1 protein-coding gene is annotated in these 311 nt (G+C 40.8%); it reads left to right on the top strand.

Annotation, left to right across the window (positions count from 1 at the left end; translation table 11 throughout):
• Positions 1-255 (top strand): hypothetical protein (locus SB660_RS19660; protein ID WP_410583941.1); only part of this gene is annotated, 255 nt, incomplete at its 5' end.
• Positions 256-311 lie beyond the last annotated feature (56 nt).

The raw sequence follows: 311 nt of genomic DNA, 5'->3' as shown, positions 1-311 counted from the left end.
AGGATTTGGCGCTGGACTTGGCATTGGTTTTGCATTTGGAGCAATTGCCGGTATTGCGTTGGCACCTTTATTATTTTTCTAATCTATAAATACCTAGAATATCCGCTTCTTATAGAGAAAAATAAGAGGCTGGGACAAAAGAGAAAAAGTGTTAGATTGACCACGGTCAATCTAACACTTTTCTATGCCGTTGTTGCCGCTGCGGTACTTTCCGCTTTGCACAGTAAGAACGCAACCCTCGCTAACGCCTACTAAAAGAATACCCTCTTTCACCTTGTTCGTTTAAGAAAATCGCAAGGCTGATTAAATAT

This window comes from Bacillus sp. SIMBA_005 (assembly GCF_046535585.1).
Classification (GTDB): Bacteria; Bacillota; Bacilli; order Bacillales; family Bacillaceae; genus Bacillus; species Bacillus pumilus.
The sequence above is the reverse complement of the archived record's forward strand: the minus strand, read 5'-3'. Positions and strand labels throughout refer to the sequence as shown.